Annotated in this window: 21 protein-coding genes and 1 tRNA gene; 13 read left to right on the top strand and 9 right to left on the bottom strand. The window is 68.2% G+C overall.

Features of this window, described 5'->3' with window-relative positions:
* Positions 1–324: 324 nt before the first annotated feature.
* Together ADBZ9K_RS06050 and ADBZ9K_RS06045 are read right to left on the bottom strand one after the other, a co-directional pair.
* Positions 325–410, bottom strand: a tRNA-Leu gene (locus tag ADBZ9K_RS06050).
* Positions 411–581: 171 nt separating this feature from the next.
* On the bottom strand, positions 582–1,271 hold the full coding sequence (locus ADBZ9K_RS06045) for a sensor domain-containing protein (RefSeq protein ID WP_526619133.1): 690 nt from the start codon (positions 1,269–1,271) through the stop codon (positions 582–584).
* 59 nt (positions 1,272–1,330) lie between these two features.
* Here ADBZ9K_RS06045 and ADBZ9K_RS06040 point away from each other — a divergent pair, with 59 nt between their 5' ends.
* Entirely contained in the window at positions 1,331–2,710 is a 1,380-nt protein-coding gene (locus tag ADBZ9K_RS06040; protein WP_526619132.1) for a M20/M25/M40 family metallo-hydrolase, read from the top strand.
* A 23-nt stretch (positions 2,711–2,733) separates the two neighbouring features.
* Positions 2,734–3,264: a YbhB/YbcL family Raf kinase inhibitor-like protein gene (locus tag ADBZ9K_RS06035; protein WP_526619131.1), complete on the top strand. Its 531-nt coding sequence runs from the start codon at positions 2,734–2,736 to the stop codon at positions 3,262–3,264.
* A gap of 76 nt (positions 3,265–3,340) precedes the next feature.
* On the opposite strand, the gene ADBZ9K_RS06030 is transcribed toward ADBZ9K_RS06035, so the two are convergent.
* The 3 genes from ADBZ9K_RS06030 to ADBZ9K_RS06020 are packed head-to-tail and all read right to left on the bottom strand — an operon-like array spanning position 3,341 to position 5,645.
* Entirely contained in the window at positions 3,341–4,402 is a 1,062-nt protein-coding gene (locus tag ADBZ9K_RS06030) for a quinone-dependent dihydroorotate dehydrogenase (RefSeq protein WP_526619129.1), read from the bottom strand.
* Positions 4,402–4,632: a DUF5703 family protein gene (locus ADBZ9K_RS06025; protein ID WP_526620766.1), complete on the bottom strand. Its 231-nt coding sequence runs from the start codon at positions 4,630–4,632 to the stop codon at positions 4,402–4,404. The genes ADBZ9K_RS06030 and ADBZ9K_RS06025 overlap by 1 nt, the downstream gene beginning before the upstream one ends.
* Before the next feature lie 20 nt (positions 4,633–4,652).
* Positions 4,653–5,645: a YncE family protein gene (locus ADBZ9K_RS06020; protein ID WP_526619128.1), complete on the bottom strand. Its 993-nt coding sequence runs from the start codon at positions 5,643–5,645 to the stop codon at positions 4,653–4,655.
* Positions 5,646–5,825: 180 nt separating this feature from the next.
* Here ADBZ9K_RS06020 and ADBZ9K_RS06015 point away from each other — a divergent pair, with 180 nt between their 5' ends.
* The 5 genes from ADBZ9K_RS06015 (at position 5,826) to ADBZ9K_RS05995 (ending at position 9,174) form a co-directional block, all read left to right on the top strand.
* A complete protein-coding gene (locus tag ADBZ9K_RS06015) occupies positions 5,826–6,137 on the top strand; it encodes a hypothetical protein (protein ID WP_526619127.1) in 312 nt (103 codons plus the stop codon).
* A gap of 45 nt (positions 6,138–6,182) precedes the next feature.
* Positions 6,183–7,016 carry an undecaprenyl-diphosphate phosphatase gene (locus ADBZ9K_RS06010; protein WP_526620765.1) on the top strand — a complete coding sequence of 278 codons (834 nt, stop codon included), beginning with the start codon at positions 6,183–6,185 and terminating at the stop codon, positions 7,014–7,016.
* On the top strand, positions 7,013–7,705 hold the full coding sequence (locus ADBZ9K_RS06005; RefSeq protein WP_526619126.1) for a histidine phosphatase family protein: 693 nt from the start codon (positions 7,013–7,015) through the stop codon (positions 7,703–7,705). Before ADBZ9K_RS06010 ends, ADBZ9K_RS06005 begins: the two co-directional genes overlap by 4 nt.
* A gap of 69 nt (positions 7,706–7,774) precedes the next feature.
* Positions 7,775–8,359 (top strand): Rv2134c family protein, encoded by a 585-nt coding sequence (locus ADBZ9K_RS06000; RefSeq protein ID WP_526619125.1) that lies wholly within the window; start codon positions 7,775–7,777, stop codon positions 8,357–8,359.
* Positions 8,356–9,174: an Rv2133c family protein gene (locus tag ADBZ9K_RS05995; RefSeq protein ID WP_526619124.1), complete on the top strand. Its 819-nt coding sequence runs from the start codon at positions 8,356–8,358 to the stop codon at positions 9,172–9,174. The genes ADBZ9K_RS06000 and ADBZ9K_RS05995 overlap by 4 nt, the downstream gene beginning before the upstream one ends.
* Here the strand turns inward: ADBZ9K_RS05995 and ADBZ9K_RS05990 are convergent.
* Positions 9,171–9,608: an META domain-containing protein gene (locus ADBZ9K_RS05990; protein ID WP_526619123.1), complete on the bottom strand. Its 438-nt coding sequence runs from the start codon at positions 9,606–9,608 to the stop codon at positions 9,171–9,173. The genes ADBZ9K_RS05995 and ADBZ9K_RS05990 overlap by 4 nt on opposite strands.
* Positions 9,609–9,671: 63 nt before the next feature.
* On the opposite strand from ADBZ9K_RS05990, the gene ADBZ9K_RS05985 reads away from it, so the two are divergent.
* From ADBZ9K_RS05985 to ADBZ9K_RS05975, 3 genes are all read left to right on the top strand, one after another.
* Positions 9,672–10,433 (top strand): 3'(2'),5'-bisphosphate nucleotidase CysQ, encoded by a 762-nt coding sequence (locus ADBZ9K_RS05985; RefSeq protein ID WP_526619121.1) that lies wholly within the window; start codon positions 9,672–9,674, stop codon positions 10,431–10,433.
* 112 nt (positions 10,434–10,545) lie between these two features.
* Positions 10,546–11,784 (top strand): cysteine--1-D-myo-inosityl 2-amino-2-deoxy-alpha-D-glucopyranoside ligase, encoded by a 1,239-nt coding sequence (gene mshC, locus ADBZ9K_RS05980; RefSeq protein ID WP_526619120.1) that lies wholly within the window; start codon positions 10,546–10,548, stop codon positions 11,782–11,784.
* Positions 11,785–11,826: 42 nt separating this feature from the next.
* On the top strand, positions 11,827–12,705 hold the full coding sequence (locus ADBZ9K_RS05975; RefSeq protein ID WP_526619119.1) for an SDR family NAD(P)-dependent oxidoreductase: 879 nt from the start codon (positions 11,827–11,829) through the stop codon (positions 12,703–12,705).
* Between the two features lies 1 nt (position 12,706).
* On the opposite strand, the gene ADBZ9K_RS05970 is transcribed toward ADBZ9K_RS05975, so the two are convergent.
* Positions 12,707–13,810, bottom strand: coding sequence for an acyl-CoA dehydrogenase family protein (locus tag ADBZ9K_RS05970; RefSeq protein WP_526619118.1), 1,104 nt, complete (start codon positions 13,808–13,810; stop codon positions 12,707–12,709).
* 24 nt (positions 13,811–13,834) lie between these two features.
* Positions 13,835–15,010, bottom strand: a complete 1,176-nt coding sequence (locus ADBZ9K_RS05965; protein ID WP_526619116.1) for an acyl-CoA dehydrogenase family protein — start codon at positions 15,008–15,010, stop codon at positions 13,835–13,837.
* Positions 15,011–15,134: 124 nt separating this feature from the next.
* On the opposite strand from ADBZ9K_RS05965, the gene ADBZ9K_RS05960 reads away from it, so the two are divergent.
* The gene (locus tag ADBZ9K_RS05960) at positions 15,135–16,439 is read left to right on the top strand and encodes an HNH endonuclease signature motif containing protein (protein WP_526619115.1); all 1,305 of its coding nucleotides are present in this window, start codon (positions 15,135–15,137) and stop codon (positions 16,437–16,439) included.
* 6 nt (positions 16,440–16,445) lie between these two features.
* On the opposite strand, the gene ADBZ9K_RS05955 is transcribed toward ADBZ9K_RS05960, so the two are convergent.
* Positions 16,446–17,336, bottom strand: coding sequence for a PAC2 family protein (locus tag ADBZ9K_RS05955; protein WP_526619114.1), 891 nt, complete (start codon positions 17,334–17,336; stop codon positions 16,446–16,448).
* A gap of 61 nt (positions 17,337–17,397) precedes the next feature.
* Between ADBZ9K_RS05955 and ADBZ9K_RS05950 the strand changes: the two genes are divergently transcribed.
* Together ADBZ9K_RS05950 and metH are read left to right on the top strand one after the other, a co-directional pair.
* Positions 17,398–17,601, top strand: coding sequence for a hypothetical protein (locus ADBZ9K_RS05950; RefSeq protein ID WP_526619113.1), 204 nt, complete (start codon positions 17,398–17,400; stop codon positions 17,599–17,601).
* A gap of 45 nt (positions 17,602–17,646) precedes the next feature.
* Positions 17,647–21,495: a methionine synthase gene (gene metH, locus ADBZ9K_RS05945; protein ID WP_526619112.1), complete on the top strand. Its 3,849-nt coding sequence runs from the start codon at positions 17,647–17,649 to the stop codon at positions 21,493–21,495.
* Positions 21,496–21,559: the final 64 nt, after the last annotated feature.

Here is a 21,559-nt window from a genome sequence, read left to right as displayed (position 1 = left end):
AGTCGACGCAAATCGTGCCGCGACAGCCTGGCCCGCAGTCCACACGCCGGCGTGCTGCACCGCCGCTCCAGTTGCTTGCCTCGGTGCTACAGCGCCCGCTCGGTTGCGGGAAAGCGAAGCTACCTCGGCGGCCAGCGCTGAACACCGGACCGCCACCGTCCTGAGGCTTTCGGGGTCCACATCCAGCACGGACATGAATCAAACGCGAACGTCCCAAGACGAAACGGCCAGTCACTTCGCCTGGGCACGGGGCGAGCACGCCGATGCCAGCATCTTTGATGGAGCCCGCGGGAGTCGAACCCCCGAATCCCAACGCACGAAAAGTGTCCGAGGGGGGACTTGAACCCCCACGCCCGTTAATAGGGCACTAGCACCTCAAGCTAGCGCGTCTGCCATTCCGCCACTCGGACATCGCCCCTGGACGCGAGTCCGGGAGCAGCTAAGGCTAACGGATGGGAGACCGCAGCCCAAAATGGGCCCCAAACGGCTCGGTTCCCTCGCCGAACGTAACGCCCGGGTGGCATTTGCCGCCGATTTGCGCCCTGGCGTTACATTCGGCGCCGCAGCCCAAAGACGCCGCACTAGGCGGCGGGCAGCCGTCCGGCGATCTGGCCGGCGATCGTGGCCGCGGCCGCGGTGGGACCGTCCAGGCTGCATGCTTCGACATCGACCGCGACATTGCTGTGCACCGTCAACGCGCGTTGGCAGGCCCACTGCTGCGGGCTGCGCTGCACCCGCGACACCGCCAGCACGTCGTGGTCGGTGCTGGTCGGGCCCACCGACCACACCTGGTCGGGGCCGATCGGCTGGGCGTAGTTGAGCTGGCGGTTCGAGCAGCCGGCCCACCCGCGCTGGGAAGCCGCGAAGAAGTCGTCGGCCGCCTGCGCGCTCGGGAACAACACCACGGCCTGCACGGCGTAGTGCGACCACGCCGGCGCGGTCGGGGGATCCCGCAATACCTGGCCGTGGATGGCCGTCGACCCGCTGCCGGCATAGACGCCCTGCTGCGCCGCCCCCGCGACGGCCAGGCAGTTCACGTCGGCGAAGTGGGCGCTGTCGTTCCACGCCTTGTCGACGTCGGTGGTGACGACAACGTCGTCGTTGGACAGGGCGGTGCCGACGTCGGGGGCCGACAGCAGCAAGCCGGGCAGGGCGTCCGCCGTCGTCAGCGGTGCCCGTTCGACCGGCATCGCGCTGCCTACCGTGGTGGCCGTGCATCCGCTGATCGAGAGACACAGCGCTGCCGCGATCACGGGCAGGCGGTAGGTCACCGGTAAATCAAACCCCATATCGGCGTGTTGCGCGAGTGGTTGAAGGGAAATTTGTGATAATGCCCGACCTCCGCGCCCGCGGGGCCGCGGCGCCAGTGGTAGGAAGGGGGACTGTGACTCAACCCGTCGACGAGGTGGTCGACCTCGTCAGCGCCCTCATCCGGTTCGATACCTCCAACACCGGTGACCTGGCGACCACCAAAGGCGAAGCCGAATGCGCCCGGTGGGTGGCCGAGCAGCTCGGTGAGGTCGGTTACCACACCGAGTACCTGGAGTCCGGCGCACCGGGACGGGGCAACGTCTTCGCCCGACTCGCGGGCGCCGACCCCAGCCGCGGAGCGCTGCTGATCCACGGCCACCTCGATGTGGTCCCCGCCGAACCCGCCGACTGGAGCGTGCACCCGTTCTCCGGCGCCGTCGAGGACGGCTATGTCTGGGGCCGCGGCGCGGTCGACATGAAAGACATGTGCGGCATGATGATCGCGGTCGCCCGGCACTTCAAGCGCGCCGGCATCGTCCCGCCCCGCGATCTGGTGTTCGCCTTCGTCGCCGACGAGGAACACGGCGGCACCTACGGTGCGCAGTGGCTGGTGGACAACCGGCCCGACCTGTTCGAGGGCATCACCGAGGCCATCGGCGAGGTGGGCGGCTTCTCGTTGACGGTCCCGTGCAAGGACGGCGGGGAACGCCGCCTGTACCTGATCGAGACGGCGGAGAAGGGGCTGTCCTGGATGCGGCTGACCGCCCGCGGTCGCGCCGGGCACGGCTCGATGGTGCACGACGACAACGCCGTCACCGCGATCGCCGAGGCCGTCGCCCGGCTGGGCCGCCACCAATTCCCGCTGGTGCTCACCGATTCGGTGGAACAGTTCCTCACCGCGGTCGCCGAGGAGACCGGCTACAGCTTCGACCTCGACTCGCCGGACCTGGACGGGACCATCGCCAAGCTCGGCGGCATCGCCCGCATCGTCGGCGCGACACTGCGCGACACCGCCAACCCCACCATGCTCAAGGCCGGCTACAAGGCCAACGTCATTCCGCAGACCGCCGAGGCCGTGGTGGACTGCCGGGTGCTGCCCGGGCGCAAGGAAGCCTTCGAGCGTGAGGTCGACGAGCTCATCGGCCCCGACGTCACCCGCTCCTGGGAACGTGACCTGCCGTCGTATGAGACGACGTTCGACGGCGATCTGGTCGAGGCGATGAACTCCGCGCTGCTGGCCGCCGACCCGGAAGCCCGCACGGTGCCGTACATGCTCTCCGGCGGTACCGATGCGAAAGCCTTTGCCCGCCTTGGTATTCGATGCTTCGGTTTCATTCCGCTGCGACTACCGCCGGAGCTGGACTTTGCGGCGCTGTTCCACGGCGTCGATGAGCGGGTACCCGTGGAATCACTGCAGTTCGGCACCCGAGTACTCGAGCACTTCTTGAGAAACTGCTGACCTACCCGAAAGGACTGGCTGCCATGGCCTTTGACTACAACCCCTACGATTTCCTGCCCGAGCTGCCCGGTTTCACGCTGACCAGCACCGACATCACCGACGGCCAGCCGCTGGGCAACGCACAGGTCAGCGGCATCATGGGCGCCGGTGGCGAGGACGTCTCGCCGCAGCTGAGCTGGTCGGGATTCCCGGAGGAGACTCGCAGCTTCGCCGTCACTGTCTTCGACCCGGACGCCCCGACCGCGTCGGGTTTCTGGCACTGGGCGGTGGCCAACCTGCCCGCCACCGTGACAGAGCTGCCGTCGGGGGTCGGCGACGGATCGCTGCTGCCCGGCGATGCCCTGACCCTGGTCAACGACGCCGGCGCGCGTCGATTCATCGGTGCCGCCCCGCCAGCCGGTCATGGCTACCACCGCTACTTCGTGGCCGTGCACGCCCTGAACGTGGAGAAGCTGGAACTCTCCGAGGACGCCAGCCCGGCCTACCTCGGCTTCAACCTGTTCATGAACGCGATCGCCCGCGCGGTCATCCACGGCACCTACGAACAGAAGTAGCCCACCCGTCGCGAGCAGACGCAGAATCGCACGAACCCGGCTCGCAGAGTGCGATTCTGTGTCTGCTCGCGGGGGCTTAGCGCGTCGCAGAGCCGACGGCGTCGCTCAGTGACGCGAAGCCGCCGGCGTGCAACCGCGCGGCGATGCCGTCGTGAATCTGCTTGGCCCACAGGCCGCCGCCGTAGATGAACCCGGTGTAGCCCTGCAGCAGTGCGGCCCCGGCGGTGATCCGCTCCCACGCGTCGTCGGCGGTCTCGATGCCGCCCACGCTGATCAGCACCAGTCGGCCACCGACGCGGCCGTACAACCGGCGCAGAACCTCGAGGGAGCGGCGGGCGACCGGTGCCCCGGAGATTCCACCCGGGCCCAGCTCGTCGACGCCGGGGGTGCGCAGGCCGGCCCGCGAGATCGTGGTGTTGGTGGCCACGATGCCGGCCAGCCCCAGCTCCACGGCCAGGTCGGCGACGCCGTCGACGTCCTCGTCGGACAGGTCCGGGGCGATCTTCACCAGCACCGGGGTCGTCGTTTCGGCCAGCACCGCCGACAGGATGGGGCGCAGCGAGGCCACGGCCTGCAGATCCCGCAGCCCGGGGGTGTTGGGGGAGCTGACGTTGACCACCAGGTAGTCGGCCAGCGGACCGAGCAGCCGCGCGCTGGCGCGGTAGTCCTCGGCGGCGTGCTCGGGCGGGGTGACCTTGGACTTGCCGATGTTCACCCCGATCGGCACGTCGGGATGGTGGCGGGCCAGCTGCAGCGCCAGCTGCCCGGCGCCGTGGTTGTTGAAGCCCATCCGGTTGAGCAGCGCCCGGTCCTGGGCCAGCCGGAACAGCCGGGGTTGGGGGTTGCCCGGCTGCGGCTGGGCGGTCACGGTGCCCACCTCGGCGTAGCCGAACCCCAGCGCCCCCCAGGCATTCAGGCCGATACCGTCCTTGTCGAACCCCGCCGCCAGCCCGAGCGGACCGGGGAACCGCACCCCGAACACTGTGCTCGCCAGCACCGGGTCCTGCGGCGCCAGCCGGCGGCGCAGCTGGCTGCGGGCGGCCTCGGTGGCCGTCGCGGCACGCATCGCCCCGAACACCAGCGTGTGGATGCGTTCGGGGGGCACCAGGAACAGTGCCCGCCGCAGCGCGGCGTACATCACAGCTCGGGTTGGTCGGCGAGTTGGCCGCTGAGGCGAGATTTCTTGCGCCGCAACAGAACCCGTCGACTGCCATCGGTGTAGAGCCGGACCCGGGTCAATTCCCAGCCGCGGTACTCCGCCTCGATGGACAGCCGGGTCGAGGCGCTGATCCGGGTCACATCCGGCGGCAGCCGCAGCGGGATCCACTCATAGTCGTCGGAGAGCTCGACTTCCCAGCTCGCCGGCATCGGGCCGCGGTGCGCCGTGCTCACCGGGCACCGGCCGCGTCGCGGATGACCTGCACCCCGGCACCGGAGCCCGACACGACGTAGAGCGTGCCGGACGCATCGTCGAAGGCCAGTGAGTTCGGTTGCTGCACGGTCGGGTAACGCACCTTTTCCACGGGTATGCCAGTCGCCAGATCGTAACCAATCACGACGTTGGCCGCGGTCTGGGAAACCCAGGCCAGATTTCGCGATCCGGCCAGCCCGTAGGGAGCCTGCGGAACCGGGAACGCCTGCCGCTCGATCAGCGGGTCGACGCCGAACACCAGCAGCTGTCCGCCGCGGGTGTCGACCACCAGCACCCGGCCCACCGGGTCGGCGGCGATGGTGGTGGCGCTCTCCCCGGCGCGCAGGGCCTGCTGGATCTTGCCGTCGCTGTTCAGCGACGTCACCGAGGTCTGCCCGCGGTCGAGGACCACGGCATTGTTGCCGTCGGCGACGATCGCGTCGACGCGGGCGAACTCCTTGGCCTTCTCGGCGACCGCGCTGTCCGAACCCAGCGTGTAGACGGTGCCGTCGGCGCTGCCGAGCACCAGCCGGCCATCGGCACGCCGGGCGATCGCGGTGAAATCGGTGCCGGATTCTTCGCTGACGTCCACTCGCGCGGCGTTGCCGGTAGCCAGATCGACGGTGAAATAGCCACCCCGTGTCGACAGATACACCGACCCGCGCTCGTCGCCGGCGATCGCGGTGGCCGGGCCGGGCAGCGTCACATCGCGGCGCGCCCCCGACGGGCCGAACAACGCCAGCGTCGCCGCCGACTGCGGCTCGGCCGCCGGGGTGAAGACCACGAGCGAATGGGTGCGGTCATCGACGAGGGCCGATTGCGGGCGCCCGCCCAGCGGCAGCAGTTGGCCCACCGGTCGGGTAGTTGCTGGTGGGGACACCGCGGGCAGTGCGGGTTCGATCGTCGGCGGGGGTGCGGTCAGGGGATTGGAGGAGCATCCGGCCACCGCAGCGCCAAGCACCAGCAACATGGCGATCGACCTGCGTAAACCGCCCCTGTTAGTGAGCTCTGGCAACGGGTAACCCCTGCACGTGTTCAAGATCGAACGATTGGGTCGTTCACTGTCGATCACGAATTCTAGGTGCCCGCGGTGCAGACAAATCGCCGCATATGTCTACTCCTTCGCCGTAACTGACGTTATGGTTGCTGCATGACGCTGGCCGCAACCCCGCAGTCCGACGGACGAGAGTTTGCTATCGAGGACATCTCCACCGGTATGTTCGGCAGCGGATTCGGCCACCTCGGCGACGGCCGCAGCTTCTCCTTCCGGGTCCACCGCGGCCAGCTCGTCGTGGAGGTCTACCACCCGCGGGTGGCCGGACCGGTACCGCACGAGGAAGACGTGGTCGCCACCGCGACCCGCAGCCTCGCAGACTTCGACATCGACGACGAGCGCAGCCTCACCGCCGCCGTCCGGGATGCGGTGGCCGCCGCCCAGCCGGTGCCGCGCCCGACCCGCTGAACCCCAGTTCCATCCGCTACGGTCAGCGGCGTGGATGTCACGCCCATGTCCTGGTTGCAGGTTGTCGTACTGTCGATCGTGCAAGGGCTGACGGAATTCCTGCCCGTTTCATCCTCGAGCCACCTGGCGATCGTGTCGCGGGTCTTCTTCTCCGGCGATGCCGGCGCCTCCTTCACCGCGGTGTCCCAGCTGGGCACCGAGGCCGCGGTGCTCATCTATTTCGCCCGCGACATCGGCCGCATCCTCAAGGCCTGGTTTAACGGCATCTTCGTCAAGGCGCACCGCGACAACGTCGATTACCGGCTGGGCTGGTACGTCATCATCGGCACGGTGCCGATCGTCGCGCTCGGTGTGCTCTTCAAAGATGTGATCCGCTCCGACGTTCGCAATCTGTGGGTGATCGCCACGGCCATGCTGGTGTTCTCCGGCGTGATCGCCGCCGCCGAGTACTACGGCAGGCAGACCCGCCACGTCGAGCAGCTCACCTGGCGCGACGGCCTGGTGGTCGGGTTCGCCCAGTGCCTGGCGCTGGTACCGGGGGTGTCCCGGTCCGGATCGACCATCAGCGCCGGCCTGTTCCTGGGTCTCGACCGCGAGCTGTCCGCGAGATTCGGCTTCCTGCTTGGTATCCCGGCCGTGCTGGCTTCGGGGCTGTTCTCGCTGCCCGACGCCTTCCACCCCGTTACCGAGGGGATGAGCGCCACCGGGGCCCAGCTGGTGGTCTCGGTCGTCATCGCCTTCGTCGTCGGTTTCGCGGCGATCACGTGGCTGTTGCGCTTTGTGGCCAGCCACGTCATGTACTGGTTCGTGGGCTACCGGGTGGTGCTGGCCCTGGTGGTCATGGCACTGCTGAGCACGGGTGTGGTGGCCGCCGGATGACCGTCATCCTGCTGCGCCACGGCCGGTCGACGTCGAACACCGCCCACACCCTGGCCGGCCGCACCGAAGGCGTCGAACTCGACGACAAGGGCCGCGCCCAGGCCGAGGGACTCGTCGAACGGGTTCAGGGCCTGCCCATCAAAGCGCTGGTGCGCTCCCCGCTGCTGCGCTGCCGGCTCACCCTGGAGCCGCTGGCCGCCGAACTGGGTCTCGAGCCGGTGATCGACGAGCGGCTCGCCGAGGTCGACTACGGGCAGTGGACCGGCCGCGCACTGAAGGACCTGCTCAAGGAGCCGCTGTGGTCGGTGGTGCAGCAGCAGCCCAGCGCCGCGGTGTTCCCCGAGGGGGAGGGTTTGGCCCAAGTCCAGGCCCGCGCGGTCGCCGCGGTGCGTGAGCACGACCGGCGCCTGGCCGACGAACACGGCGCCGACACACTGTGGATCGCCTGTACGCACGGCGATGTGATCAAGGCGGTGGTGGCCGACGCGCTCGGTACGCACCTCGACAGCTTCCAGCGCATCACCGCCGACCCGGCCTCGATGAGCGTGATCCGCTACACCCCGGTCCGTCCATTTGTGGTGCACGTCAACCACACCGGTGCGGCACTGGCGTCGGTGCTGAGCGCGCCGCCACCGGCGGACGGCCAGAAGTCCGGTGACGACGCCGTCGTCGGCGGCTCCACCGACTAGATAGATTCCGCGCGCCGCCGCCCGCCGAATTACGGCTCAGCTGCATCTGCCGGTATTTTGGAACCAACCATGGCCCGCGCAATTCACGTCTTCCGCACACCCGACCGATTCGTCGCCGGGACCGTTGGGCAACCCGGAAACCGGACGTTCTACCTGCAGGCGGTGCACGACAGCCGGGTGATCTCCGTCATCCTGGAAAAACAGCAGGTCGCGGTCCTGGCCGAGCGGATCGCCGCGCTGCTCGTCGAGATCAACCGCCGGTTTGGCACGCCCCTGCCGCCGGAGGCCGACGTCGAAGACCTCAGCCCCCTGATCACCCCGGTCGACGCCGAGTTCCGGGTCGGCACGATGGGGCTGGGCTGGGATTCGGAGGCCCAGACCGTGGTTGTGGAACTGCTTGCGGTCACCGACACCGAATTCGACGCCTCGGTGGTGCTCGACGACGCCGAGGAGGGGCCGGACGCGGTGCGGGTGTTCCTCACCCCCGAGTCGGCCCGCCAATTCGCCGCCCGTTCGCATCGGGTCATCTCGGCCGGACGTCCACCCTGCCCGCTCTGTGACGAGCCGCTCGATCCCGAGGGGCACATCTGCGTGCGCACCAACGGATATCGGCGCGGTGCGCTCGGCGGGATCGACGACGATCTGGACTCGTGACGAGCACCGACGACGCGTCCGACCGTGAGGCGTTGCGCTGCGGCGAGCTGAACGTCCTGGGGCGCCTGCGTACGGCGAGCAACGCGACGTTCCTGTGTGAGGCGCTCTGGGTCGGCCGCACCGTGCACTGCGTCTACAAGCCGGTCGCCGGCGAGCAGCCGCTATGGGACTTCCCCGACGGCACCCTGGCCGGCCGCGAACTGGGCGCCTACCTGGTCTCCGCGGCCTTGGGCTGGAATATCGTGCCCTACACCATCATTCGCGACGGGCCTGCCGGGGTCGGCATGCTGCAGCGCTGGGTCGACCAGCCCGGCGACGACGATGACACCGAGCCGACCGGTCCCGATCTGGTCGACCTGTGCCCACCCGGATCGGTTCCGCCGGGCTATCTTTCGGTGCTGCGCGCCTATGACTACGCCGGCAACGACGTCGCGCTGGTGCACGCTGACGATCCGCGGCTGCGGCGGATGGCGGTGTTCGACGTGATCGTCAACAATGCCGACCGCAAGGGCGGCCACATCCTGGCCGGCGTCGACGGGCGGCTGTACGGCGTCGACCACGGCGTGTCGCTGCATGTCCAGGACAAGCTGCGCACGGTGCTGTGGGGCTGGGCGGGCAAGCCCATCGATGACGAGACGCTGGAATCGGTTTCGGCTCTCGGCGAACAACTCAGCGGCCCGCTGGCTGAGGAACTGCGCGACCACATCACCGCCGCGGAGATCGCCGCGCTGCGCCGCCGGATCCGGACGCTTTTGAAGGAACCCGTCATGCCCGGCCCGGATCGGCACCGGCCCATTCCCTGGCCGGCGTTCTAGGCGCTCGGCTGCCAGTGCAGGATGCCGCCGTCGGCCATCAGCGACATGTGTAACCGCCCGCCGGCGAGCCGGAATCCCCGCACGTAACCCAGCGCGCTGGCAACCTTCGTCTCCAGCGACGGCTGGGGACAGCCCATCTCCGTCATGGCGATGGGACCGAAGGTCAGTCGGCCGGAATCCGGCGTTGACGCGGTGGCCTGCCAGGTGGCGCTGCCCTGATTGCAGTCGATGCGGAAGGCGGCGTGGCCGTCGGTACCGAAGGAGACCGTGTACTTCGACGGGTCGGCCACGGCGGTGGTGCCCTGCTCGTCGCTCATCGACTCCAGACTCACTAAACGCCAGCTGGTTCCGTCCAGCGGATGGGACGGATGGGGCGTCGTGGCGCACCCGGACAGCACCAGCACCGCGCCGGCAAGGACCGACATCAGGCGCATCTGCTGCAATCTACCCGCGGGGGCGCGCGGCGGCGGCCATCATGATTCGGCGATACTGGCTAGGTGAGCATGACCGACGCGGAACTGGCCGCCGACTTGGCCGAGGAGGCCGGCCGGTTGTTGCTGTCGGTCCGCGACGAAGTCGGCTTCGACTTTCCGCCCGCGCTCGGTGACGCCGGCGACGTGCGGGCCAACGCGCTGATCCTGCGCCGGCTGCGCGCCGAGCGGCCCGGCGACGCGGTGCTCTCCGAAGAGGCGCACGACGATCTCAAGCGGCTGGGCGCCGACCGGGTGTGGATCATCGACCCGCTCGACGGCACCCGGGAGTTCTCCACGCCGCACCGGCCGGACTGGGCGGTGCACGTGGCGCTCTGGCAGCGCAACGGAGGTCCGGACGGGACCATCACCGACGCCGCCGTCGCGCTGCCGGCGATCGGCGAGGTGCACCGCTCCGACACCGTCATTGCGCCGCCCCCGCCGCGGTCGGGTCCGATCCGGATCACCGCCAGCGCCAACCGGCCACCGGCGGTGCTGTGGCGCCTGCGTGATCGTCTGGACATCGAGTTCGTCCGCATCGGCTCGGCCGGCGCCAAGGCGATGGCGGTGGTGCGCGGTGACGCCGATGCCTACATCCACGCCGGCGGGCAGTGGGAGTGGGATTCGGCCGCGCCGGCCGGGGTGCTGCAGGCGGCCGGCCTGCACGCCACCCGCATCGACGGCTCGCCGCTGCGCTACAACCAGCCCGACCCGTACCTGCCGGATCTGCTGATGTGCCGCCCGGAAGTGGCCGACCTGTTGCTCGACGCGATGTGGCTGGCCAGCTGAGCCGCCCTGGGGTGGGAATGCGCGGGCGGTTTTCGTTGTTCGGATGGCGAGTATGCCGGTCCCTCTCACCACTCGGAGCGCCGTGACGAGCGAACCCCTTAGAGTCGACGCCATGCAGTCGTGGCCGGCAGTCGACATCCCGCAGCTCCCCGGTCGCGGGCCGGCCCTTCGGCTCTACGACAGTGCCGACCATCAGGTCCGCCCGAGTGCCCCGGGCCAGACCGCGACGATGTACGTCTGCGGGATCACCCCCTACGACGCGACCCACCTCGGGCATGCCGCCACCTACCTGGCCTTCGATCTGGTGTACCGGGTCTGGCTCGACAGCGGGCACGCCGTGCACTACGTGCAGAACGTCACCGACGTCGACGACCCGCTGTTCGAGCGGGCCAATCGCGACGGCATCGACTGGCGCGACCTCGGCGCCCGGGAAACCCAGCTGTTCCGTGAGGACATGGCCGCGCTGCGGGTGTTGCCCCCGCACGACTACGTCGCCGCGACCGATGCCATCGGCGAGGTGGTGGAGCTGGTCGAGAAGATGCTGGCCTCCGGGGCGGCCTACGTGGTCGAGGACGCCGAGTACCCCGACATCTACTACCGCGTCGAAGCCACCGAGCAGTTCGGGTACGAGTCCGGTTATGACCGCGACACCATGATGCGGCTGTTCGCCGAGCGGGGCGGCGACCCGGACCGGCCGGGCAAGGCCGATCCGCTCGACGCGCTGCTGTGGCGTGCGGCCCGGCCCGACGAGCCCAGCTGGCCCGCCCCGTTCGGCCTCGGCCGGCCGGGCTGGCACGTCGAGTGTGCGGCGATCGCGTTGAGCCGCATCGGTTTCGGCATCGACGTGCAGGGCGGCGGCAGTGATCTCATCTTCCCGCACCACGAGTTCTCGGCCGCGCACGCTGAATGTGTCACCGGCGAGCGGCGATTCGCGCGGCACTATGTGCACGCCGGCATGATCGGCTGGGACGGACACAAGATGTCCAAGAGCCGGGGCAACCTGGTGCTGGTGTCGGCGCTGCGCGCCCAGGGTGTGGATCCGGCGGCCATCCGGCTGGGTCTGCTGGCCGGGCACTATCGCAGCGACCGGTACTGGAGCGATGCGGTGCTCGACGAGGCCACCGCCCGGCTGTACCGCTGGCGTAGCGCCGCCGCGCTGCCCGCCGGACCCGACGCCGCCGACGTCATCGGGCGGCTGCGCCAGTACCTTGCCGACGACCTGGATACCCCCAAAGCGCTTGCCGCCGTGGATGGGTGGACCACAGATGCGTTGGAGTACGGCGGCCACGACGAGGCGGCACCCGCCGCGGTCGCGGCGGCGGTCGACGCCCTGCTCGGAGTGCGTCTGTAGGGGTCATCACGGGCCCATACCCGGTGGGGTAACTTGGCGGCCATGAGTTCCGTCAACAACAACGTCGTCTTCATCACCGGCGGCGCCCGCGGCATCGGCGCCGACGTGGCGCGCCGGCTGCGGCGCAAGAATGCCAAGCTGGTCCTGACCGATATCGATGCCGAACCGCTGGCCGCGCTGGCCGCCGAACTCGGCGAGAGTCACGTGCTCACCGCGGTCGCCGACGTGCGTGACCTCGCCGCCATGCAGGCGGTGGCGGATTCGGCGGTGGAGCGCTTCGGCGGCATCGACGTGGTGGTGGCCAACGCCGGAATCGCCACGTACGGATCGGTTCTGCAGGTCGATCCGGAGGCATTCAAACGGTTGATGGACATCAACGTGCTCGGCGTCTTCCACACCGTGCGCGCTACCCTGCCCTCGATCATCGAGCGCCGCGGCTACGTGCTGATCGTGTCCTCGTTCGCCGCCTATACCGCCGCACCGGGGCTGGCGTCGTATCACGCGTCGAAGGCCGCCGTCGAACACTTCGCGAACGCGCTGCGCCTCGAGGTGGCCCACCGCGGCGTCGACGTCGGTTCGGCGCACATGTCGTGGATCGACACCCCGATGGTCCAGGACGCCAAGAGCGACCTGTCCAGCTTCGCCGAGATGCTCTCGAAGTTGCCGAACCCGTTGGGCAAGACCACCGATGTCGCCGCCTGCGGTGCGGCGTTCGTCAAGGGCATCGAGGGACGCAAGCGCCGGGTGAACGTGCCCGGCTGGGTCGGGGCATTCCGCTGGCTGCGCCCGATCCTGTCAACCCCGGTGGGGGAGCGGCCGATCAATGCCCTGACACCGGTCATCCTGCCGAAGATGGACGCCGAGGTGGCCGCACTGGGCCGCTCGACGAGTTCCCGGCTGGAGGGGCTGGAGACCAGCTAGCTCACAGTGCGACGACGCCGTACTTGCCCACCTGGGCGCTGAGGAACCGCAGTTGGTCGGTCGCCGAGCCGAGTGTCTGGTCGATGGCCGTCAGCCGGGCGGCGTAGTGGGCGATCGGGTACTCCGCCGTCACGCCGATACCGCCGTGCATCTGGATGGACTCCTGGGCGATGTGGCGACCGGAGCGCCCGATCTGCAGCTTGGAGCGTGCCGCGACGACGGGGTCGAGCCGGCCATCGGAGATGCACATCGCCGCGTAGTAGTTCATGCTGCGGGCCAGCTCCAGCGAGACGTACATGTCCGCGGCGCGCTGGGTGAGCGTTTGGAATGTCTTCAGTGGCACGCCGAACTGCTTGCGCGACTTCAGGTACTCGGTCGTCAGCCGCAATGATTCGTCCATCGCGCCGACCGCCTCGGCGCACAGCGCCGAGGAGTAGCGGATGAGCGTCGCGTGGATGCGCTCGCTCACGTCGCCCCCGGCGCCCAACGGTTGGGCCGGCGCGGCGTCGAACTCGATGTCCGCGCCGCGCAACCCGTCGAACGTGCGGTAGGGGTGCCGGGTGACCGCCGCCCCGTCGACCAGGAACAGGCCGACCCCCCCACCTGGCAGCCCGGCGGTGACGACCAGCACGTCGGCCGAATCGCCCGCCAGCACCGGGTTCTTACGCCCGGTGACGGTCCAGGAATCACCGAGTTTGGTTGCGCGGGTGGAGAGTTCGTCCAATCCGCGCAGATCCTTCTCGGCGTGGGCCAGCGCGAGCAAGCGTTCGCCGGCGGCGACGTCGTCGAGCAGTGCGCGTTGCTCGGCGCTGCCGAGTTCGGCGATCACCCCACCCGGGATCAGCGCCGCGGCCGCGACCGGTTCGGGCGCCAGCCGGCGTCCGATCTCGGTCATCACCACCAAGATCTCGATCTGGCCCGACTCCTCGGGCTCGAAACCGAGGCCCAGGATGCCGATCTCGGCCAGCTGACGCCACACGTCGCGGCTCCACCCAAGATCGGAGTCGACGATCTTGTTGCGGCTCTCGGTGTCGTAGCTTCGGGCGAACACCTCCCGCGCGGTGTCGGCGAGGAGTTGCTGTTCTTCGGTCAGGTCAAAGTTCATGGCCGGCCCTCTCCGTCTCTCATGTCACAGTCCCAGGATCGTCGAGGAGATGATGGTGCGCTGAACCTCGTTGCTACCGCCGTAGATCGAGGTCTTGCGGTAATTGAGGTACTTGGGTGCGGCGTGTTGCGCCCACTCCGGTGATTCGATTCCGGGGCCGCCGTCGAGTGGCAGCGCGTCCGGTCCGGCGACCTCGACGAGCAACTCGGTGACGGCCTGCTGCAACTGGCTGCCGCGCAGCTTGAGGATCGACGACGCCGGGTTGGGCTTGCCCGACCCCTCGTCGCCGCTGACCCGCAGCTGGGTGAGCTCCAGTGCCAGCAGCTCGTTCTCGATCTCGGCGACCTTGGACGCGAACAGCGGGTCCTCGAGCAGGGTTGTGCTGCCCACCCGGGTCTGCGCGGCGCGCTCCTTCACCTCGGCGAGCCACACCTTCGTGGTGCCGATGCGGGCGATGCCGGTGCGTTCGTTGGACAGCAGGAACTTGGCGTACGCCCAGCCCTGGTTCTCCTCGCCGACGAGTTGGTTGACGGGCACCCGGACGTCTTCGAAGAAGACCTCGTTGACCTCGTAGCTGCCGTCGATCAGCTTGATCGGGCGCAACGTGATGCCCGGTGTGGACATCTCGACCAGGATGAACGAGATTCCGGCCTGCTTCTTCGGGGCGTCGGGATTGGTGCGGGCCAGTACGAAGATCCAGTCGGCGAACTGCCCGAGCGTGGTCCAGGTCTTCTGGCCGTTGATGACGTACTCGTCGCCGTCCCGGATCGCGGTGGTGCGCAGCGACGCCAGATCGGAGCCGGCCTCGGGCTCGGAGAACCCTTGGCACCACCAGATGTCGAGGTTCGCGGTGGCCGGCAGGAAGCGTTCCTTGATTTCTTGCGACCCGAAATGGGCGATCACCGGGCCGACCATGCTGGCGTTGAACGCCAGCGGCTCCGGCACGCACGCCAGCCGCATCTCGTCGGCCCAGATCTGGCGCTGTAGCGGGGTCCAGTCCTTGCCGCCCCACTCGACCGGCCAGTTCGGCACACCCAGGCCGGCCTTGTTCAGGATGCGCTGGGTGGTGATGGCGTCGTCGGGGTAGCGCAGGGTCTCGGTACGAGCGCGCTCCCGGATGTCGGCGGGGACCTGCGTGGTGAAGAACTCGCGCAGCTCGTCGCGGAACTTCGCGTCCTCGTCGCTCAGTGCCAGTCTCACGATCCGTCCTCGATTCGGTTGGTACTCGCCGGTATCAGAGTGCACGTTAGCGCAGGCCGACCAACTGGTCGGCAGGACCCCTGGGTGAACCGCGCGTGTCAGTAGGTCGCGATAGAATTCGAACATGCGTTCGATAAATGTGGCCCTGGACGCGCTCGACGCGGCAGTCGAGCTGCTGGGCGCCGCCGACATCGACGAACTGCCCGCCCCGGAGCGGTTCGCCGCGATCGAACGCCTGGAGAATGCGCTGCGCCGTCAGGTCGCCGTCTCGCATGCCCACATCACCCATCTAGAACGTTACGAGGGCTGCCCGCCGGTGGAGATCGTGCTGGCCGACGTGCTGCGGATCAGCCGCACCGCCGCGCGCCGCCGGGTGCGCGATGCCGAACAGCTCTCACCTCGCAACGCGTTGACCGGTGAGCGGTTGCAGCCGCTGCTGCCGGCCACCGCGAAGGCATGGGACGCGGGACTCCTGGACGGCGAGCATGTGAAGGTCATCCAGCGATTCTTTCGGGAGCTTCCCGGCCATGTCGGTCCGGTCGAGGTGGAGCGGGCCGAACGTGCCCTGGCCGAGCATGCGCAGAATCTGCGACCCGATCAGCTGGAGAAAGTCGCCCACCGGTTGAGCATCCACCTGAACCCCGACGGCAGGTTCTCCGACGAAGATCGGGCGCGCAAACGTGGCTTCTCCTGGTGCGGTGGCCAGCGAGCCGACGGTATGAGTGTCGGGAGACTCGTCGCCACGCCCGAGTTGCGGGCGATGCTCGAGGCGCTGTTCGCCAAGAACGCCTCGCCGGGCATGTGCAACCCGGATGGCCCCGAACAGCCCGACTTTCGTGGTCTGGGCCAGCGCCAGCACGACGCGCTGGCGGACCTAGTGCGCGGCCGGCTGGGCGACCCCAAACTCGGCCAGCACAACGGTCTTCCTGTCACGGTGATCGTGTCCACGACACTGCAGGACCTGCAGGCCGGTGCCGGCCACGCGGTCACCGCGGGCGGCACCCTCATCCCGATCTCCGAGCTGATCCGCATGGCCACCCCGGCCTACAACTATCTCGCGGTGTTCGACGGTGTGACTGGGAAGGCGTTGTGGCTCGGGCGTTCCAGGCGCCTCGCGTCGGCCGACCAACGAATTGTGTTGCTGGCCAAGGATCGTGGGTGTACGGCACCGGGATGCACCGCATCTGGCTATGCCAGTCAAGTCCACCATGCAGCCAAAGACTGGAAAGCCGGCGGCAACACCGACATCGACGACCTCACCTTGGCCTGCAAATGCGACAACCTGCTGGTGGAGAACGGCGGCTGGACCACTAGGAAGCTGCCGAACGGTGACACGCAGTGGAGTCCACCGCCTGAGGTACCACTCATCGGCGGCACCAATACCTATCACCACCCGGAACGGCTCCTGGGCGACGAGGACGACCCGTGACTGGGGTCAGCCCCGGAAGCCGGGCCCGCGGCGGCGCAGGTAGCGCTCGAACTCGGCAGCCAGTGCATCGCCGTCGACCTTCGACAGCGCTTCGTTCACGTCCACCTCGGCATCGCCGCGCTGTTCGAGGGAGGCCACGTAATCGGCGATCTCTTCGTCCTCCGCGGTCATCTCGGTGACGGCCAGCTCCCACTCCTCGGCTTGGGCGGGCAGATCGGCCAGTGGCACCTCGATGTCGAGCACGTCCTCCACGCGGCGCAGCAGCGCGACGGTCGCCTTCGGGTTGGGCGGCTGGGATACGTAGTGCGGAACGGCGGCCCAGAACGTCACCGCCGGAATGCCGGCCGCAACGCAGGCGTCCTGGAACACCCCGGCGATCCCGGTAGGCCCCTCGTACCGGGTCTCCTCGAGGCCGAAGAACTTCGCCGATTCGGGGGAGTACGCCGCTCCCGAGACCGGCACCGGGCGGGTGTGCGGGGTGTCGGCCAGCAGGGCGCCCAGGATCACCACGGTGTCCACGTTGAGCTTGTCAGCGATGGCGAGCAGTTCGGCGCAGAACGTGCGCCACCGCATGTTTGGCTCCACTCCGTGCATCAACACGATGTCGCGGTCCGAACCCGGCGGCCGGCAGTGTGAAATCCGCATCGACGGCCACACCAGCTCGCGGGTCACACCGTCGACTTGGCGGATCACCGGGCGATTCACCTGGTAGTCGTAATAGGCCTCGTCGTCAATTTCGATGATCGTGTCGGCTTCCCAGATGGCGTCCAGATGCTCGAGCGCGTCGCTGGCCGCGTCGCCGGCGTCGTTCCAGCCCTCGAAAGCCGCAACAATGATCGTGTTCTGCAATTCGGGCAGGTCCGGGCCTTTCTCGTCGCCGTAGTTCGCCGGGGTCACGAGTTCAGCCTAAGGCTTGCTCGGCCGCGATGAGCCGTCTCGGACCGACTACCCTGGTCCAGTGAGTGGCGCCGAATACCCGGGCTACGGAACCGGCATCCCGGATCCCCTTGCCCGGCGGGGAACGATGGGAGGCGGGGCGTTGGGCTCGCCGTCGCCGGCCCGGACATCCCCGGGACGAAATACGTTCGGCGGCAATCTCGTTAGCGATGATGACTGCAGCATTGCCGACAACGAGTTAGGCGTCCAGACGTCGATCGGGTGACGAAGTAGACTTTTCTGGTCGAGAGGCGTTGCAACGGGTCCGGTGATGAGCCGGAATCCGCCACGCTCGGCAGAGTCAAGGACGCCTTCCGTTGAGGAAGGAGCGCACGTGAAGGCCCCTGAGCCCGAAATCTCTGAGCCGGAAATCTCTGAGTCGGACATCTTCGTGCCGAACATCCGCCCGGACTGCACCGACGAACTGACCGCAACGCTGCGCCAGCGGATCATGGTCATCGACGGCGCGATGGGCACAGCGATCCAGCGGGACCGGCCGGACGAAGCCGGTTACCGCGGTGACCGGTTCATGGAGTGGCCCACCGCGCTTCAGGGCAACAACGACCTGCTCACCCTGACGCAGCCGCAGATCATCTCCGGTATCCACCGTGAATATCTCGAGGCGGGCGCCGACATCCTGGAGACCAACACGTTCAACGCGAACGCGGTCTCGCTCTCTGACTACGGCATGCATGAGCTGGCCTACGAGCTGAACTACGCGGGCGCCGCGCTGGCCCGAAAGGCCTGCGACGAGTTCAGCACCGCGGACAAGCCCCGCTACGTGGCGGGCGCTATCGGGCCGACGACGCGGACCGCGTCGATCTCGCCGGACGTCAACGACCCCGGAGCCCGCAACGTCTCTTACGACCAGCTGGTCGCCGCCTACCTCGATGCGGCCAGCGGCCTCGTCGACGGGGGAGCCGACCTCCTCATCGTCGAGACGATCTTCGACACGCTGAACGCCAAGGCCGCGGTGTTCGCCATCGAGACGCTGTTCGAGGAGCGTGGACGCCGCTGGCCGGTGATCATCTCGGGCACCATCACCGACGCTTCCGGGCGCACGTTGTCGGGTCAGGTCACCGAGGCCTTCTGGAACTCCATCCGGCATGCCAGGCCGCTCGCGGTCGGGCTCAACTGCGCACTGGGCGCCCCGGAGATGAGGCCCTACCTCGCCGAGCTGTCGCGGATCGCGGACACCTTCGTGTCCTGCTACCCGAACGCCGGGCTGCCTAACGCCTTCGGCGAGTACGACGAGTCCCCGAAACGCCAGGCCGGCTACGTCGCCGATTTCGTCGAGGGCGGGTTGGTCAATCTGGTGGGCGGGTGCTGCGGCACGGCGCCGCCGCACATCGCTGAGATCGCGAAGGTCGTCGAGGGCAAGCCGCCGCGTGAGGTGCCGCAGATCCCGGTGGCCACCCGACTCGCCGGGCTCGAGCCGCTCAACATCACCGACGATTCCCTGTTCGTGAACATCGGCGAGCGCACCAACATCACCGGCTCCGCCCGGTTCCGCAACCTGATCAAGGCGCAGGACTACGACACCGCGTTGTCGGTTGCCCTGCAGCAGGTCGAAGCCGGTGCGCAGGTCATCGACATCAACATGGACGAGGGCATGATCGACGGCATCGCCGCGATGGACCGGTTCACCAAGCTGATCGCGGCCGAACCGGACATCAGCCGCGTCCCGGTGATGATCGACTCGTCCAAGTGGGAGGTCATCGAGGCGGGCCTGAAGAACGTTCAAGGCAAGCCGATCGTCAACTCGATCTCGCTGAAGGAGGGCGAGGAGAAGTTCGTCCGCGAGGCCCGGCTGTGCCGCAAGTACGGTGCCGCCGTCGTGGTGATGGCCTTCGACGAGCAGGGTCAGGCCGACAACTTGGAGCGCCGCAAGGAAATCTGCGGTCGCGCCTACCGGGTCCTGACCGAAGTCGGCTTCCCGGCTGAGGACATCATCTTCGACCCGAACTGCTTCGCGCTGGCGACCGGCATCGAGGAGCACGCGACCTACGGGATCGACTTCATCGAGGCCTGCGCCTGGATCAAGGAGAACCTCCCCGGGGTGCACATCTCCGGCGGCATCTCGAATGTGTCGTTCTCGTTCCGGGGCAACAACCCGGTCCGCGAGGCGATCCACGCGGTGTTCCTGTTCCACGCCATCAAGGCCGGCCTGGACATGGGGATCGTCAATGCCGGTGCGCTCGTGCCGTATGACTCGATCGAGCCCGAGCTGCGGGACCGCATCGAAGACGTCGTCCTGAACCGCCGCGAGGACGCGGCCGAACGGCTGCTGGAGATCGCCGAGCGGTACAACAAGTCGGACGGACCCGACGACTCCAAGGTTGCGGAGTGGCGATCTTTGCCGGTGCGCGAGCGGATCACCCACGCCCTGGTCAAGGGCATCGACGCCAACGTCGATGCCGACACCGAGGAATTGCGGGCCGAGATCGCCGCCGCTGGAGGGCGGCCGATCGAGGTGATCGAGGGTCCGCTGATGGACGGCATGAACGTCGTCGGTGACCTCTTCGGCGCGGGAAAGATGTTTCTGCCGCAGGTCGTGAAGTCGGCTCGAGTGATGAAGAAGGCCGTGGCCTACCTGCTGCCCTACATCGAGGCCGAGAAGGTGGAGTCCGGTGCCGCGGTTGGCAAGGACACCAACGGCACCATCATCATGGCGACCGTCAAGGGTGACGTCCACGACATCGGCAAGAACATCGTCGGGGTTGTCCTGCAGTGCAACAACTTCGAGGTGATCGACCTCGGGGTGATGGTGCCTGCCCAGAAGATCCTGGATGCGGCCAAGGAGCACGACGCCGACATCATCGGGCTCTCCGGGCTGATCACGCCGTCCCTGGACGAGATGGTCAACTTCGCCGTCGAGATGGAACGCCAGGGCCTGCAGATTCCGCTGCTGATCGGTGGCGCCACCACCTCGCGTGCTCACACGGCAGTGAAGGTGGCGCCGCGTCGTTCCGGACCGGTGGTGTGGGTCAAGGATGCGTCCCGTTCGGTGCCGGTCGCCGCCGCACTGCTGGACGACAAGCAGCGGGGCGCCCTGTTGGAGGCCACCGAGGCGGACTACGCGTCGCTTCGCGAACGGCACGCCCAGAAGAACGAGCGGCCGATGTTGACGCTCCAGATGGCCCGCGCCAATCGCACGCCGATCGAGTGGGACGGCTACGCGCCACCGGTACCCGCCCAGGGTCTGGGAGTACGAGAATTTCTCGACTACGACCTGGCCGAACTGCGCGAATACATCGACTGGCAGCCGTTCTTCAACGCCTGGGAGATGAAGGGCCGCTTCCCCGACATCCTGAATAACCCGGTCTCGGGTGAGACAGCCCGCAAGCTGTACGACGACGCCCAGGAGATGCTCGACACCCTGATCAAGGAGAAGTGGCTGACGGCCAACGGGGTGATCGGGTTCTTCCCCGCTAACGCAGTGGGCTCGGGGGGCGAAGACGTCGAGGTCTACACCGACGAGACCCGCACCGAGGTGCTGACCACACTGCACAACCTGCGCCAACAGGGCGAGCACCGCGACGGCATCCCGAACCGGTCCCTGGGCGACTTCATCGCCCCGAAAGACACGGGTCTGCAGGATTACGTCGGTGCGTTCGCCGTCACCACGGGTCTCGGCAGCCACGTCAAGATCGCCGAGTTCAAGGCGGCCAACGACGACTACAGCGCGATTCTGCTGGAGTCGCTCGCCGACCGGCTGGCAGAAGCCTTCGCCGAACGGATGCACCAACGAGTCCGCACAGAGTTCTGGGGGTTCCAGCCCGACGAGCAGCTGGACAATGAAGCCCTGATCGCCGAGAAGTACCGGGGAATTCGCCCGGCCCCCGGCTACCCGGCCTGCCCGGAGCACACCGAGAAGGTGACGCTGTGGGAGCTGATGGACGTCAAAGAGCGGACCGGCATTGAGCTGACCGAGTCGATGGCGATGTGGCCCGGCGCGGCGGTCAGCGGCTGGTACTTCTCACACCCACAGTCGCAGTACTTCGTGGTCGGCCGGTTGGCCCAGGACCAAGTCGCCGACTACGCCAAGCGCAAAGGCTGGACGCTGAAGGAAGCTGAGCGCTGGCTCGGCCCCAATCTCGGCTACAACCCGGAGGACTGAAGTCCGCGCTGGCCCCAGGCGTTTCGCGGGAGGAAACGGTCCCTGAGGACCCGGTTGTTGGTCA

Origin of the sequence: Mycobacterium sp., assembly GCF_965229265.1 — a bacterium.
GTDB lineage: Bacteria > Actinomycetota > Actinomycetes > Mycobacteriales > Mycobacteriaceae > Mycobacterium.
Note: the sequence above shows the minus strand (reverse complement) of the source record. Positions and strands in the feature narration are given on the sequence as shown.